The 16,693-nt window shown below is 47.0% G+C and carries 9 protein-coding genes; all 9 read right to left on the bottom strand.

Annotated elements, in window-relative coordinates; translation table 11 throughout:
• Positions 1-3 precede the first annotated feature (3 nt).
• On the bottom strand, positions 4-2,667 hold the full coding sequence (locus EPX21_RS08225) for a glycoside hydrolase family 3 C-terminal domain-containing protein (protein ID WP_240768595.1): 2,664 nt from the start codon (positions 2,665-2,667) through the stop codon (positions 4-6).
• Positions 2,668-2,681: 14 nt separating this feature from the next.
• Positions 2,682-3,803, bottom strand: coding sequence for a glycoside hydrolase family 43 protein (locus tag EPX21_RS08220; RefSeq protein WP_134089189.1), 1,122 nt, complete (start codon positions 3,801-3,803; stop codon positions 2,682-2,684).
• Between the two features lie 131 nt (positions 3,804-3,934).
• Complete coding sequence (locus tag EPX21_RS08215) at positions 3,935-5,887, bottom strand: RagB/SusD family nutrient uptake outer membrane protein (protein ID WP_134089188.1); 1,953 nt, start codon at positions 5,885-5,887, stop codon at positions 3,935-3,937.
• Between the two features lie 11 nt (positions 5,888-5,898).
• Positions 5,899-8,997, bottom strand: a complete 3,099-nt coding sequence (locus tag EPX21_RS08210; protein ID WP_134089187.1) for a TonB-dependent receptor — start codon at positions 8,995-8,997, stop codon at positions 5,899-5,901.
• Positions 8,998-9,260: 263 nt separating this feature from the next.
• Positions 9,261-10,703 (bottom strand): NAD(P)/FAD-dependent oxidoreductase, encoded by a 1,443-nt coding sequence (locus EPX21_RS08205; RefSeq protein ID WP_134089186.1) that lies wholly within the window; start codon positions 10,701-10,703, stop codon positions 9,261-9,263.
• A 168-nt stretch (positions 10,704-10,871) separates the two neighbouring features.
• Positions 10,872-11,216, bottom strand: a complete 345-nt coding sequence (locus EPX21_RS08200) for a DUF2149 domain-containing protein (protein ID WP_134089185.1) — start codon at positions 11,214-11,216, stop codon at positions 10,872-10,874.
• Positions 11,217-11,218: 2 nt separating this feature from the next.
• Positions 11,219-11,830 carry a MotA/TolQ/ExbB proton channel family protein gene (locus tag EPX21_RS08195; RefSeq protein WP_134089184.1) on the bottom strand — a complete coding sequence of 204 codons (612 nt, stop codon included), beginning with the start codon at positions 11,828-11,830 and terminating at the stop codon, positions 11,219-11,221.
• 9 nt (positions 11,831-11,839) lie between these two features.
• A complete protein-coding gene (locus EPX21_RS08190; protein WP_134089183.1) occupies positions 11,840-12,586 on the bottom strand; it encodes a hypothetical protein in 747 nt (248 codons plus the stop codon).
• 10 nt (positions 12,587-12,596) lie between these two features.
• Entirely contained in the window at positions 12,597-16,691 is a 4,095-nt protein-coding gene (locus EPX21_RS08185) for a cobaltochelatase subunit CobN (protein ID WP_134089182.1), read from the bottom strand.
• Positions 16,692-16,693 lie beyond the last annotated feature (2 nt).

Here is a 16,693-nt window from a genome sequence, read left to right as displayed (position 1 = left end):
ATATTAGTTGATCAACAACGCTTGTTGAATTACATTACTGCTGGTCGTTTGCTTTTCATCGGGCTGGCTACCCCCAATACTGATGGCGAGCGCCCCTTGCAGGGGTTTTGCTATTCCCTGCTCATCTACATAAGATAAGTCGTCTGGACTAAGCACGAATTTCACGGTTTTACTTTCCCCGGGGTTCAGATGGATACGCTGAAAACCTTTCAATGTTTTCCTTGCTGTGCTAATAGAAGGCTCCTGATTGATCAAATAAAGCTGGGCCACTTCTTCACCTGCAAGCTTTCCGGTATTGGTAATCCTTACGGAAACCGGAACTGCTTTTCCCTTTGCTACCTCTTCAGCAATATTTAACTGATCATAATGGAACGAGGTATAGCTCAAGCCATAACCAAATCCATAAATGGGATTTCCAGTAAAATAACGATAAGTTCGGTTCTTCATACTGTAATCGGTAAAAGGCGCTAAATCGGCATCACTTTCGTAAAAAGTTACAGGCAGCCTTCCGCCAGGATTATAATCGCCGAAAAGCACATCGGCCATGGCTACACCTGCTGCCTGTCCGCCATACCAAGCATTTACAATAGCAGGAACATGCGCCGCTTCCCAGGGAATAGCAAGCGCACTGCCAGTCATCATCACAAAAACTATAGGTTTTCCGGTAGCCGACAAGGCTTTCATTAAGCTGGTTTGCACCTCGGGCAACTTAATAGAAGTGCGATCTCCACCTTCAAAGCCAGGATAGTTCACGTCCATTTCTTCGCCTTCAAGCTGCGGAGAAATGCCGCCGACAAAAATGAAAGCGTCGGCATCTTTCAGCCGATTGGCCAACCGTTCAAAATTACTACGCTCATAAGTACCTGCCCTCAAACGCACATTTCCTTTTCCACCGCCCTGCCAGTATTCGACCACCAGTTTATAAACCGAATCTTTTTCAGCCTCCAGTTTATAAGTACGGGCGCCCCAGCGGTTCCGCGTCCAGGCATCTATCACTTCTTCCCCGTTAACCAAAAAACGGTAGCCATCATCCGCTTCCAGTTCAAAGGTTAGCGGTCCGGAAGCTGCGGCCTTAAACTGAGTTGTAAACCGAACAGAAAAGTCGTTCGCCCTCATACCATTTCCTAATTGCTGGCCTTCCTGCCACAGATGGTCTAAGGCCTTCTCGGTGCGGACAAACACCGGAGCCCCTTTTAATTCTCTATTGTTGAAATATTCGGCTTTAAAGCCTTGATTTCCCTCGAAAGTGTACTGACGGCTTACATCTTGATAAACGAGCAGGGTGTCGTTAGTAAAGTTAATCGCCTGTTCATAAACGACCTCCGTATTGCTGCCTACTTTATCCCGGATCCCCTGTAACATGGTAGTCAACTTAGAAGGCGTACCATTATAATTTCCCAGAATAGAAATGGGGTTATCGGCATTGGGTCCGAGTACGACTATCTTTTTCAGGTTCTTTTTCAAAGGAAGCGTTTGCAGATCATTTTTCAGCAATACAATCGACTGCCGAGCCATTTTTAAGGCATGTGCGTTATGTTCCGGACTTTCCAGTACATCGAACGGCGTTTGGGCGTATTTCACAACAGCGACCGGATCAAACATTCCTAATCGAAGGCGAATCATAAAAAGTCGTTTTATAGAAACGTCTATCTGCTTCTCCGTGATCTTTCCGTCCTTCACGGCCTGTACTAAGGCCTTATAGGTGTCTGTTCCACAGTCTATATCCGTGCCATGGAATACGGCGTCTGCTGCTGCGGAAGCTGCATCTGGATGGGTTTTATGATGCTTATAGAAATCATCGATGGCCCAGCAATCGGAAGTTACATAGCCCTCGAAGTTCCATTGGTTTCTTAGGATATCTGTCATCAGCAGATCATTGGCACAGCAAGGTTGCGTGCGGAATGCATTGTAAGCGCACATTACGCCGGCCACTTTAGCATCAACTACTAGTTTTCGGAAAGCAGGCAGGTACGTATCCCACAAGTCGTAAGGACTAACATCTACATCGAAAACATGACGTATTGGTTCGGGGCCACTATGAACCGCATAATGCTTGGCACAAGCCGCGGCTAATAGATATTTAGGATCGTCTCCCTGCAAGCCTCTTACAAAAGCGTCGCCCAATATGGCAGTCAAAAACGGATCTTCTCCATAGGTTTCTTGTCCGCGCCCCCAACGGGGATCCCTAAAAATATTGATATTGGGTGTCCAATAAGTTAAGCCTAGATACCGTTCGTTGGTTCTTCCCGTCTCTACCGCTTTATTGTAAATAGCTCTTCCTTCTAATGCTGAATAGCGCGCCATTTTAAACAGAGAGAGCGTATCGAAAGTTGCTGCCATGGCGATCGCTTGCGGATATACGGTTACTTTAAACGGTGTTCTGGCCACGCCATGCAGCGTTTCATTCCACCAGTCGTACGCCGGTATTCCCAGTCGCGGAATTGCAGGCGCAGCATTGAGCATCTGGCCAACTTTCTCTTCTAACGTCAGCCTACCTACCAAGTCATCTACGCGCTGCTCAAAAGATAAATGATGGTCTTGAAAAGGATATTGACGCTCCTGAGCATAGGAAGAAGAAGCAATTAAAAAATAAAGTACCCAAAAGCCGAAGGCCAATTTAGGAAGCTCTCGTTTTGTCAATGAGACTATATTTATGATCATCTTCATGAAATGCATTTTATCTAATTAGGTTGAGCTGTTCCATGATACGGATCGATTGGAATGATCTTACCATCTGCTGTATAATTCAATTCGGTCACCTTGACATTCCGCAAATGTGTCTTCCCGTCGGAAAGCTCGGTATCGTGATAAAAAAGGTACCATTTCCCCTTAAATTCTACAATAGAGTGATGGGTTGTCCATCCCAATACCGGCTTCAAGATCACTCCCTGATATGTAAAAGGACCGTAGGGATTATCGCCGATGGCATAACACAACAAATGTGTATCACCGGTAGAATACGAAAAATAATATTTCCCTTTGTACTTGTGCACCCAAGCTGCTTCGAAGAAGCGTCTTTCGTGATCACCGCTTTTCAGTGGCTTGCCCTGCCCATCAAGAATAAGCACATCCTTCGGTTCTTCCGCAAAGGCGGTCATCCCGGGTTCCATTTTCGCTATTTTCGGCGCTAATGCAGGTTCATCTCCCTTACCGAGATCGAAGGCCGGGCCCTTCGGATCAAAACTTCCGCTTGCCCATTTTTGCAATTGCCCGCCCCATATACCGCCAAAATACATATAACTTTGGCCGTCTGTATCGGTAAATACCGCGGGGTCTATACTGAAACTATATTTGATGGGCTGTGGATATGCTTTAAACGGTCCTTGTGGACGATCGCTTTCGGCAACCCCTATTCGGAATATTCCGTCTTTGTCTTTCGCCGGAAAATACAAATAGTATTTTCCATTCTTAAACGCTGCATCCGGCGCCCATAGTTGCTTTGCTGCCCATGGTACGTCACTAAGCTGCAAAGCAATACCGTGATCAGTTACCTGGCCGCCTATGCTATCTAAGGAATAAACATAATAATCTTTCATCGCAAAATGATCACCATTATCGTTTTCCGGAACGCCGGCATCATAATCATGCGAAGGGTAAATAAAAATTTTTCCTTCAAAAACATGGGCTGACGGGTCTGCACTGTAGCGCTTGCTTATCAAAGGCTTAGCAGTACCAGTCGAATCTTGCTTTTCGGCCAGGGAATCGGTGATTGCAGTGATCGAAGCTGCTTGATTTTGGCTCGCCCGCTGTTGGGTGCAGGAAATTATGAAAGCCACGAAGGGCAAAAAGTATGTTAATTTCATATGATATTTAAGGTATCGTTTGTATTTTTCGCCTGTCTATTTGTTATTTCATCGCTTTTTCTATCATTAAAGACTAACCGTAAAGATTGGCCTTCTCATAAAGAATGGCCAATCGATGTGATTATCCCATGCTATTGATAGCCGGGATTCTGATAGGCCGCTTTCTCCGCATCCGAAATTTCCATCCCGTCAAGCTGACCTTGCGGAATGGGACGCAGGTAATGATGCGGTTGAATGTTACGCGTTACGGTTACCGGCGTATGGTCTCCTTTGGCAGAGCCACAAATTTCATATGTAGAAGCCAGACTTGTCCAGGTCTGTGTCCGTATCAAATCGTACCAGCGATAACCTTCTCCATAATATTCGCGAGAACGTTCCGCCAATATATAATTGATATCAATAGTGGCCGAGGTGGTTGCCACCATGGTCTCGCTATGATCTTCCACTTTTGCGACATTCCCATTGTTGTGCCAACGCCATTTACCTGCGCGCGCGCGGATAACATTGATCAACTCCCTCGGGCTTTTACCGGCTTGGGGAGCGGCTCCTTTTACCGCTGCTTCCGCCGCTATAAAATAAAGTTCCGAAAATTTCGCGATATTGAAAGGACGCGTGCTTGCCGCATTCGGCTGCCCCAACCCCGTTCCATTGTCTGTGCGATAAGGGCCTAGCTTCCAAAGGCCTGGATAGACGATCCGGCTAATGCCTCTCGGCGACACAACAAAATCAGGTCTTCCGGGCAATACCCCCGCACCGATATTACTGTTATACGTTGAATTCGAGTAATCGATCGATGTACCCGGTTCTTCATCCAAAAAGGTCAGTATAGGCTGGCCAGGATAAACCTGCAAATTATTTGCGTTGTATACAAACGGATTTGTAAGGCCACCTTTAGGCCAATTGGCTCTGTAAACGGTGGTGAAGGTACCGTCGTACCGGGAATCATTGGTCTTATCGGCAAATGTATTTTCAATAGCCCCGATAGTCGGACTCATTCTCGTCCACGGACGCCCCAAGTCCTGTGACGCTTCCCGCTGTACAGAACTGATCACATTGGTCCAACTTGGATCTGTAGCACTCCTGATATCGGTATAATTCCAGGTCATCATCCAACCGGCAAAATTATCCGGTGCTTCGCCATTGGCGTAGGTCAAGCTACTACCGTTATAAAACTCACTGGTTTCCGTATGATCAGCATATAATAGGATTTCGTTGTTACGGTCGTTTGGCCCTAAATTGACATCATAATAGGTTGCCTGTAAACCAAAAGGCCCCGGGTGGTCGATAGCTGTGGCGGCGATATCATAGGCCTGTTGAAAATACCATTGGGCGTTGTGGCCATCAGGGTCTACCCTATCCGCGGCCGGATAAGTCGGGATGTTATTGGGATTTTCCAGCCACCAGGCATAAGTGAGGTATGCCTTTGCCAGGTAAAGACGTGCAAGCGTTTTGGTAGCACCACCGGTAACACGTCCAACGTCCGGCAAATCGTTAACCGCTGTCACCAGATCCGGGAATATAGCCCGGGTGTAGACCTCCGGCACCGTATTGCGAACCGAAACCCGCACGGGATTGGTATTAAAGGCCAGTTCGCCTGCACCTAAATCTAGGGGTACACCACCAAAGGTCTGTACCAGTAAAAAGTAGTCAAACGCTCGGAAGAATCGTGCTTCAGCAATCAATGCATCTGAAATGGTTCCTACTTCAACTGCATTTTCAATGATCCCGCTAGCCGTATTGATGTTCGAAAAGGCTGCTTGCCATACCACATCGGCGCGACTGTCGGTGGAAGTGATTTCCCCCTGACCGCTGAGATCCATGATTAAAAAATTCTGGTCTGCACTTTGACCATAGGTGACCTCATCGGTTCCTGTGAGGCAGGTATTATAATAATAAGCTTGCCCATATATGTAACGCAGGTGGGCGTACATCGAGGTTAACCCACCATAAACGCCTTTCTCTGTTTTAAAAAAACTAGGATCATAAATACTGCGGGGTTGCTCTTCCAAAATAGCTGAGCAGGAAGCCAGGAACAAGGTTATTAGGGCAGCTCCTATATACTTTTTTATATGAATACGTGTCATCGCTATCTTTATTAAAATGTCAAATTAATACCAAACAAGTAGTTGCGTGTGGTAGGTGTATTTGTACCTATTGTCAGTAAGCGGCTTTGATAGGCCGTCGTTACCGCAGCGTTTTCGTCACCGTAGGAGTTGGTTTCAGGATCCATACCGGATTCGCTATGGTAAGGTGAGAATAACACGAAGGGATTTTGGACCGTACAGTAGATACGAAGCCTGTCAATGCCGACATCCTTTATCCACTTTTGATCAAAATTATAGCCCAAAGAGATGGTCCGTATCTTCAAAAACGATGCGTCAAAATAGCCCAAAGTAGAACCATATTTCGGATTATCGCCACTGGCTATTCCTCCGGGTTGAGGATATTTAGCGTCCGTATTCTCCGGCGTCCAATAATCTACCTTCACATTCCCTCTACGGCCGCTTAACATATTGAGGTACCCTGATGATCCGTAAAGGGTACTTACCAGCGTTCCGCCACTTTTAAAAACACCTACCGTACTCAGGTCAAATCCTTTGTAGGCAATACGAGTATTAAATCCGCCCTGGAAATCAGGATCCACGCTCATAATTTGTCGGTCGTCAGGGCCAATTTGCCGAGTCGGTGTACCATCGGCATTATAATCACCGGTATACTTTACCTTGATCATCCCTACATTTCCACCGGGTTCCAAAATATCAAGGTATGGATCCCCCTCTTGCCAGAGGCCTATTTTCTCATAATCGAAGATTACATTGATGGGATGGCCTACAAACCACCAGTTGCTTTCATCCCGTAACTGCCCCGATGCAAGGCCAACCAGTTTATTTCGGTTAGCATAGAGATTAATGCCGGCTTCCCAGGTCACACCGTCCGGATTGTCTAATATCACCCCATTAAGCGAAAGCTCAAAGCCTTTGTTTTGGCTTTCCCCTACGTTGGCTGTATAGCTGCCCACGCCCGATGTATTCGGCAGATTGACATTAAGTAGAATGTCTTTGGTATTAGTGACATAATATTCGAAGGTACCTGACAAACGACTATTAAGGATGGCAAAATCTAAACCGTAGTTCCATGTTTTTGAGTACTCCCATCCTAAGTTGGCATTTGGAAGCGTGGAGACGTAATAACCGGTAGAATAATTGTCATTTCCGAAGTTGTAGGGCCGGGTGCTTAACCGTCCGAGTGTCGCATAGGGAGCAATAGCCTGATTGGAAGTTTGTCCGTAGCCGACACGCAGTTTCAGCATATTGATTAATGTGCTGTTTTTCATAAAATCTTCTTCCGATATATTCCATCCGGCGGATACGGCGGGGTACGTATGCCACTTAAATCCGTCAGCCAGCCTGGAAGAGCCGTCTGAGCGCAACGTAGCGGCCAACATATAACGGTTATCATAGGCGTACATCACGCGGCCCATCCAAGACATTAAGCCCCATAACTCATAATTTTGGTCATCCGGATTCACGGTGATTTCACCGGCAGCCTGTCCTAAGTTATAAAACTGGAAGGCATCGGAAGGAATATCCCGGGCTGATATGCGAGAGCTGTTAAATTTGTTTCGCTCGGCGGAATATAGAGCCACTGCATTTACTTGGTGCTTTTCAGCAAAAGTGCGATCGTAAGTCACCAAGTTTTCTACCACCCAGTGGTAAGTATGTGAATTACTGATCGCCGCTGTGGAAGGTGTAGTAGGCGTAGCACTGTTGATACCTTCTCCGGTATATTCACCACCGTTTGTCTGCCGAAAGTCCAAACCCACATTGACACGGTATTTCAGGCCCTCCACTCCCGGGATTTTCACTTCGCCATATAGGGAGTTATAAGTGGCATAGCCCCGCGTTTCATTTAGCCACCTGTCCTCTAAGCCCGCTAAGGTTTCCCTTGAATATACCCATTGCTCATCCAAAGGCATTCGGATGGTTCTTTTCCAGCTGCCGTCTTCGTTAAGCGGATCGGCAATGGGCGACATACTTAAGATACCGTACATTCCTATTTGAGAACCCTGGGTAACGTTATAGTTGTTATTGGTCGTGAAGCCTAAGCGCAAATACTCGCCGATTTGCTGATCAACCGTACCGCGCAGTGAAAAACGCTTATATTGTTGCGATGGGATAACCGCCTGATCTTGGTAGTAGCCGGCGCCAAAATTGTAGCTACCTTTATCGGCGCCGCCTGACACCCCTATATCGTGACTTGTAAGCATCGCCGTTCTATAAAGCAGGTCTTGCCAATCGGTATTGATCTGATCCGATTCATCTACACCGTTAGTATATTGGCCGGCTGCTGTACGAAGGGCAACAAATTCCGGTCCGTCCATCATCGGGTATCTTCCGAATACTTTTTTGAAACCCTGATAACCATTGTAGGCCACCTGCGCTTTTTGTCCACTCTGCCCTTTATTAGTGGTAACCAATATAACGCCATTTGCGCCCCGCGAACCATAAATCGCGGTAGCAGAGGCATCCTTCAAAATGTCAATACTTTTAATATCGTTGGGATTAATATCACTAATAGATCCGGCAAATGGAATACCATCAAGCACCACCAAAGGGTCATTGCTGGCATTTAGCGAACGCGTACCGCGAATCCGGATTTGCGTGGCAGCTCCCGGTTGAGACGACGATTGCGATATCTCTACACCTGAGGCACGCCCTTGCAAAGCCTGAGATATGTTGGGCGACGGCACATCGCGCATGTCATCTCCACTAACAGAAACGACTGACCCGGTTACCGATTCTTTCCGCTGCGTACCATACCCCACTACGACGACCTGGGAAAGGGATGCTGTGCTTGGCTCAAGATTTACGCGAATCGTTGATTGATTGCCGACGGCCACCTCTTTGGACAGGTATCCCATAAACGAAAACACCAAAACAGCGTCCGCGCCCGGCACTTGAATTGTAAAGTTTCCGTTTTCATCACTCGTGGTACCACCATTCGTATCCTTCAGCTTTATGCTGACGCCGGGCAAATCTTTACCCAATTCATCAACAACCTTACCTTTAACGGTGGTTTGGGCTTTAACCACAAACGACAACAACATTAAAAAACTACAGATTAACGTGATACGAAGGCGCTCCATGCACCCCCTGCTTGCAATAACAGAACCTTGTAAAATTGCATTTTTCATAAAATTAAGATTAGTTTATAGCTTGGTTAAATTATAAACGATCTGCTAGCAAGCAGACACCGAATAAATAGGCCTTTCAAAAAGTGATCATCCTCTTCAATATGAACGGCGAGGTTTTTGGGGCTGGTTTACTTGGCTATCGTACTTGCTCGATCTGAGGTAAAGGTATTGACTTCCTGTAAAGAATGGCTAATACAAATGTTCATATTAATGGAAAAAATGTTTAACCGAACTCGAACAAAAAGGGCAATCTTTATTTTTGCTTAATTATCGGGAAATAAATCCTTTAAAACACGTTGTGCAGCATGATAACCACACATGCCATGAACGCCTCCACCGGGAGGTGTAGACGAAGAACAGATATACAAACCTTTCTTGGAGGTTCTGTACGGCGATAAGCGCAATGCAGGGCGCGTAAATAGCTGTCGGATGTCAAGCATACCGCCATTAATATCTCCACCGATATAATTTGCGTTGTAATTTTCCATCTCGACGGTGTTCATGGTATGTTTTGCCAGTATTCGTTCTCGAAAGCCGGGCGCAAAACGTTCTATTTGCTTTTCAATCCGCTCCGTCATATCTACAGTGGACCCATGCGGAACGTGGCAATAAGCCCATACAGCATGCTTACCGGCGGGAGCACGGCTTGTATCCACAATACTCTGTTGTGCCATCAAGACGAAAGGGCGCTCGGGATGTTTGCCTTGCGCGCTCAATTGCTCGCTTCGGGTAATCTCCTGCAAGGTATTACCAATGTGGAGAGTCCCCGCACGGCGACACGCTTCCGCTGTAAAAGGAACTGGCCCATCTAGCGCCCAATCTACTTTAAACACGCCCATTCCGTAGCGATAACGTGCTAACTGCCCTTTATATACAGCGGAAAACTGATGTCCCGCTATTTTAAGTAGCTGCCGAGGCGTAACATCGAACAATACGGCATGACTGCTAGGTAATTGCCCTAGCGATGTGATATAGCTTTCGGTTTCAATTTTTCCACCAAGCGAAACAAAATAGGACGCTAAGGCATTCGCAATCTGTTGCGATCCACCGATAGGCACTGGCCATCCGCCTAGATGCCCTGCCACCAGTAGTACCAATCCGATAGCCGAGGTAGTTAAATTAGAAAGTGGTTGAATAGCATGGGCGGCCATCCCTGCCCACAATCCCTTTGCTTTCTCGGTACTAAAACGCTTCGCAATAGTTAAAGCTGAGGGGATAGCCTTTAAACCAAATCTCGCCATAGAAACAGGCTTAGCTGGTATATGAAGCGGACTCAGTACATCGCCTACTATTGACGGCCAATCGCTTGCAATTGGCTTAATAAGCTTGAGATAGGCCTGATTATCTTTTTCTAATAACCTCGCTGTTTCTTCAATGGACTTGAGCAATACGGCTGCCTCACCCGAATCAAAAGGATGCGCGGCAGAAATTTCGGGGTAAGCATAACGCAATCCGTGATCCGCCAAGGGAAGCGTCGCGAAAAATGGTGAAGCAGCTGCCATTGGATGAATGGCCGAACATACATCATGCAAAAAACCAGGCAAAGTCAGCTCAGCAGTACCTAAGCCACCGCCGATGGTATCTTTGCCTTCGAGTAATAGCACTGAAAGTCCCTTTTGTTGCAATGTGATGGCCGCTGCCAATCCATTTGGCCCCGAGCCAACAACAACAGCGTCATATGCACGCTTATCTTTTGCCGATTTCACTTATATTAGAAAAAAACATGCCGTCCAAAATAGTTAGACCCGCTTCGTGCAGGCTTCTTAAAGATAGTAAATTATTTAACTAAGCCAAGCGCCATTTCGGCAGCTGCCAGGTCGACATCCATCAAAAGCCATTTTGACTTCTAAAGAAACGACGAAATAAGTAAAGGCTCATTCATCTGGTACATAAATGATTCCGCCGTCTTCCAGTTCATATGCTGTTCCAACACGTTTACCCTTCCCTTTTCTGTCACTTCCCGTTTCGTTGTTAGCCTTATACTTACTTATTTCCTTCCCTTTTTTCGTGATGATCTCCATATTCTCCTTACCGGGATTTTTCACGATGGTATAATCTTCCTTACCGAACACCTCCGTCATATTAAAGCGCGTCACCAAGGCCACCATCAGTGCCACGGCAAAAACAATGCTTACGTCAAACAAGTTTGCGACCGCATGTAAGGGATTAACGTCATCACCCTCTGAAGCGAATGCTCTTCTTCTATTCTTTCTTCTCATATTTAAGCTCCTCCGATTCCGTTATTTACATTTTTCCGTAGCAGATCGTTTATAAATTCCAATCGATTCAGATCTTCTGCGAACCAACGTTGCTTCGTTTGCAAAATCAAGTATCCAATACAACCGATTACCAACCCTACAACCGTCGTGTTGAATGCAACCTGCATATGGTGGCTCATTTCGGCTATATCGCCCGATGCCAACCCGGCCAATGCGGGCCCCATCGGAATAAGGGTGCCCATAAGTCCTAATATGGGGCCCATCTTCGAAAGCGTACGGCTTTTATCCAATTCCTTTTCGCAGCTTATTTCGAACTCCGTAATTGCCTTGTCTCGATGCGCTTCGCTATGACGATATTTCGCTAATTGGCCTAAGGCTTCTGACCAAAGAGCGGGCTGCTCGGACTTGCTTTGTAAAAATTCATCAATTCGTTGTTCGTCAGCCTCCGCTAACCACGCTGTCAGCTGTTTATCGAACCGTATTCTCGCCATATACTGCGCATAAAATTGGCCGACCTGCATCAGTGCTTTCACTAAGAAGTAAGCAACTGCCACCATAACCGGCACCAACAAGCCGCTAGAAAGCCAAAATATTGCCTTATCAAAATACTGCATAATCTTTTTCTATTTTTTATTAATTTTTCTGTTGTTTCTTAATCGTGTGGGAATATCCCCGGCCTGTCGCCTAGCGCGTTGATACCCTGCCGTCGCACAAACAATCAATAAAGCGAAGCAAGCTAACAAGGGCTGCCAGTGGAATGGCATGGAAGGAGTATCAGACAATCGATATCCATTTATTCCAGGAAAAGCGGTTACGATCAACACCAGGGCCAGTTGCAGCAACAGCAGAAAGCAGGTAATTTGCAAACGAAGCTCCTTTTCAGGCAACAGTAGCCGTATAATACCAACAGTAAGGCAAACAGCTGCAAACGCCGCCGCCGTTATCAAAGCCGCCAATTCACCGAAAGCCATCGATTCATTTTTCAGCACAAGCGATACCTCTAAATAGAACAACGCAACAAAGACCGCCATTCCGGGATACCACTGCAGTATCCGCATCATCCATCGCTGCGCTCTAGCGGCTTGCGTAAAACAACCATAACCTTGCTTTAATAGATCAAGTCCCAGGCAAAGAAAAAGAAGCGCCTCCAAAATGGCAATCGCACCAAGATTGTGGAGCCATTCGCTGTTCTCGACGAAATGCCGCAAAAATTTATTGTTCTGTTCAATGGCTAAAGGGAACATACACCAACTAAAGAGCGAGGCCACTACCCCAAACGCAATTACCTGTGGCCAACGCTTCCATAAGCTTGCACGCAGTAAACTTATCAAAGCGGTTACAAGGAGCAAAAGCACAATAGTTTCTTCCATCTTTCAATCGTTATCGGCTACTCCTCCTATATCGACGGATTATTAAGCTAAGCACCACTAAAATCAACATCATCGTGGGCCATAACCACGAGATTTTGTCGCCACCTTGCCGTGTTTTCTCTGTCGGCTGCTTGCTGTTCCCTTCCTCCTCTTTCTTAAGGCTTACCTGCGATTGGTCTTTGTTTCCACTGCTTACTGTTGTTGCCCGGTCGATCGCTTGATTATAAGCTTTCTGCTCATCAGGAGTGAGGTACTTGGAGATCTCCTGTTGCAAAGCCTTATTTCCGCAAACAAACTCGCTGCATGCCGCGCCGTATTCCTTTGCCAATGCTAGATGCAAGGTAGCGGTCGACTGCAGCTGCGCTGTACTTGCCGACCAAAAGCCCTTCCGGTGCGCCTCCATCAGCACGGCGCTCATCTCTTCCAAGGCGTAAGGATTTTGCTGTTTGAAGAAAGCCGCTACACCTAAATCCAAGTTATCGCTCACGTAAACTGCGTGCAATTGGTTCCACAACTCATTATCAATCACATCGCTTTTCATTACATTCCATCCAAACGTATTACGAAAAGTCTCTGCAAATGTCTCTGCGCTCGAACTACTTCCCTTCAGCATCTCTTGTACATATTTTGGATTCAAAATGGTACTCCGTGCCTCTACCCATACAGCCTCCTTCATACTTTGTATACGTGCATGCTGCGGATTGCGGAAGTCGCTGAACAGCACATCCGGCTCTTTTCCGGTCACCTTTCTTACCGCATTGTTCAGTCCACCGGCAAACTCATAAACATGATCCAAGCTCAATGGCCCCCAGGTGTTTCCTTGTCGCGGCTGCAATACCACATCGGTATGTTCTAAGGCGGTTTCAAACAAACCCTCTCTAAAAACCGCCCACTTATTTTCGCTATCATAAGCGGCGCCCATATTATGTATATAAGTATCCGCCACTTCGTCTGAACTATGGTAACGATCACTGCGTTCCACCATCCCCATAATCCCCGAACCGTAGCTACCGTCTACACCGCCAAATACCCGTAGCACAGCCAACTCCTTCGCGTCCCGGGGCGAGAATCCTTTCTCCTTCAGCAAACGTTCGCTTGTGCGAATTCCCTCGGCGACGAAATTCGGCTGTTCGCTATCCTTCGCCTGAGCAGCTATATTAACGGCTTTATTCAATAGGGCTATCCGCGAGGCCGCCAAATCGCGGAATTGTCCGGATGTCTGCACCACCACATCAATACGCGGTCGTTTCAACTGATCGGAAGGAATCAGCCGAAGATCGACCACCTTCCCCATCATATCGCGGACAGGCTCAACGCCTAGTAAGTAAAAAGCCTGAGCCAACATGGCCCCGTCTGTCTGTATAAAATCGCCAGCCCAAAAGGTTAGCGCTACTTTAGTGGGATATTTGCCGTCATGCGCATCACGGAATGCCTGCAAAGTTTTCTCGGCTAGCGAAACGCCTACCCGCCAACCCTGCGCGGTAGGTGTTTTTTCAGCATCAATGCTATACATATTTTTTCCCGTAGGCAGCGCCATCGGCGAGGCGACCGGGTCGCCGCCCACTGATGGGGCCGTATAACCGCCGTTTAAGGCGTTCCGTATTGCCTTCAACTCCGCATCTGTACTTTCCCGCAGCGCCTGTTTGTATTGGCCAATGTGGGTGACCGCTTCCGCTAACGAAGAATAAGCCTGTGCAAAAGCGGCCTCTTTTTCGTTCACCGGCCCTGGTGCATCCGGCATCTTTCGCTTTCCTTTGGCAGACTGATTCAGCCAATCTTTCGCCCGCTTTATATCGGTCGCAGAGAGAACGGCCGTCAAAGAGGTATCAAGCGACGCCAGGCGTTGATCCACTATCTGTTCCGCCTTTTTTCTATAGCGTTTGCCAAATAGCAGCTTATCGTCCAATATTTCCGGTTTAACCAAGCCTTTTGCAATATCCATCGAGGCCAGTCCATAGCTGATAGGATCGATGCACATCAACCGTACCGTTTTGTTAATTTGCTGCTCCGTGTAAGGCTTGCCAAGCGTATATAAACCCTCGCTAACCTTTTCATTATCGATCTCCTCCACCAGGTCGGCCAATTTTTTAAGCTGACTTTCTGAAAGCGACTGAAGCGTATCGGCTTGCAGGTCGTTATACAGTCCTAACTTGTTAGCTAGGGCGCTGATCGATTTACCATATTCTTCTTTCAAAAGCGGGTTTTCAAGCTCATGCCATCGATGCAGATCGTTTTCCAGCTGGGCTAATTCGTTATAGGTGCCGCTCTGCATAAAGGGTGCCGTTAGGTGCGATAAGATGGCTGCATAGCTTCGCCTTTTAGCGATAATGGCTTCGCCCACATTCGACATCGTATACACATAAAAATGAGGGGTATTGCCGATGAGCGCATCACTCCAATCGTCATCGCTCAGGCCGACCTGTTTTCCGGGCGTAAATTCAAGGCTCCCATGGGTTCCAAAGTGAATCAGCGCATCAGCACCGAACGCATGCCTAGCCCATAAATACGAAGCGACATAAGGATAAGGTGGCGCCGTTTCGGCACCATGAATCAGTTTAAAGGTATCCTCACCGACACCGGGTAATGGTTGAGGCAACAGCACTACATTACCAAAAGCAACTCGGGCTACCCCGATATAATCTGCACCTCCTTGCGAAGCAACCATATAGGCGCCCGGCACCTTGCCGTATTTGTGCTCCATGGCAACCCGCATACTATCCGTTAAGTCGCTTTTCGCCCAGTTAGCAAAACTATCAACCGGTACCAATGCCGGTTTTCCCTCTTTAAAGAAACGTGCAAGGCTACCTTCCGCATACGGGTTTAATACAGCGCCGTCCAACTGAAGGCGCTTTCCCAGTTCTTCGGCATCGGCAGGGAGTCCGTCCACGGTATAGCCAGCGTCTTTCAACATTTTCAAGGTGTTATACAATGCCGGCACCACCTCCAGATTGGAGGCCACCAAGCTATTCAATCCCGGTCCTTTGAAGTAGTAAATCGCCACTTTCTTATCCTTGTTTTTCTTTTCCCTTAGCGCCAACCATTTCTCTATTAATGTGCAGAATTTTTCCAAGCGATCGGGAATCACTTTATAAATTGCAAAGCCCGACTCATCCTTAAACTGGGCGGCAATGGTATAGGGAGCAATTCCGCCATCTACCTCCGGTAGCACGACACTCATGGTTAGCAAGCCGCCACTCATGCCCTGCGGATCTGCCTTCCAATCGTCGTATAAGTTAAAAATACTTAAAGGACTCAGCATAGGGATATTCCGTTCGCGCAGCCAAGCTACAGCAGCATCGGCATTCCCGTTTGACAAGCGCCCATGCGGCAGTTCGACTACCAGTGCCGGATTGATTTCTTGCAGGAACTGCAGTCGCTTAGAAGTGCTGGCAATTGGATACACGTTCCACCCTTTCGCTTCAAAAGCCTTAATCATGGCGTCCAAGTGATCCCTGTTCGCATTGAACGGCCCGGGCACGCTGGTCAATAAAGCAATTTTGGCCCCTTCAGTTTTAAAAAGACCACTTTTATGGAGGTATTGTTCATAATCCGCTACCTTTTCAAACACTTGTTCGTCGTCCAAATGGAAGAGCACATCCTTGGAAAGTAGAACCGGTTCTGCTACCGCCAACGCCGGCCATCTTTTGCCATCCAATACGGTGCGCGTATAGTGCAAAAAGTTTGTAAAGTTCTTTCCACCTCCATTTCGAAGGTAAGCGTTCACCTTATCCAGGCGCTCTCCCTCGATATTGGTTACCTCCTGATCGGGGTTCACCAGCTCTCCAAATACCGGCGTACCTGCTTTCGCAACCTGTCGGATAGCCTTTAGCTGTTCCGGGTTCAACTTCAAACCCCGGCCGAACACAAATACGGCGTCAAAACCATCAACTTTTCGTTCAATATCCTCTTCTGCCAAGGCAACAATTTTGACCCAACGACTGTCATTTGCCTTTTGGATGCGAGCTAAATGAAAGGAAGAATAATTGACAAATGCAATACGCGTTGGACCTAGGTATTTTTCGTAAGACAAGTAGCATCCCAACAAAAGCAACACAGTGATCAGTAGGCCCAGGCCTTTTTTCCAATAAGCAGACATCTTAATCATTT

Origin of the sequence: Olivibacter sp. XZL3 (assembly GCF_004368405.1) — a bacterium.
Lineage (GTDB): Bacteria > Bacteroidota > Bacteroidia > Sphingobacteriales > Sphingobacteriaceae > Olivibacter.
This window is presented reverse-complemented; position numbering and strand designations above follow the sequence as displayed.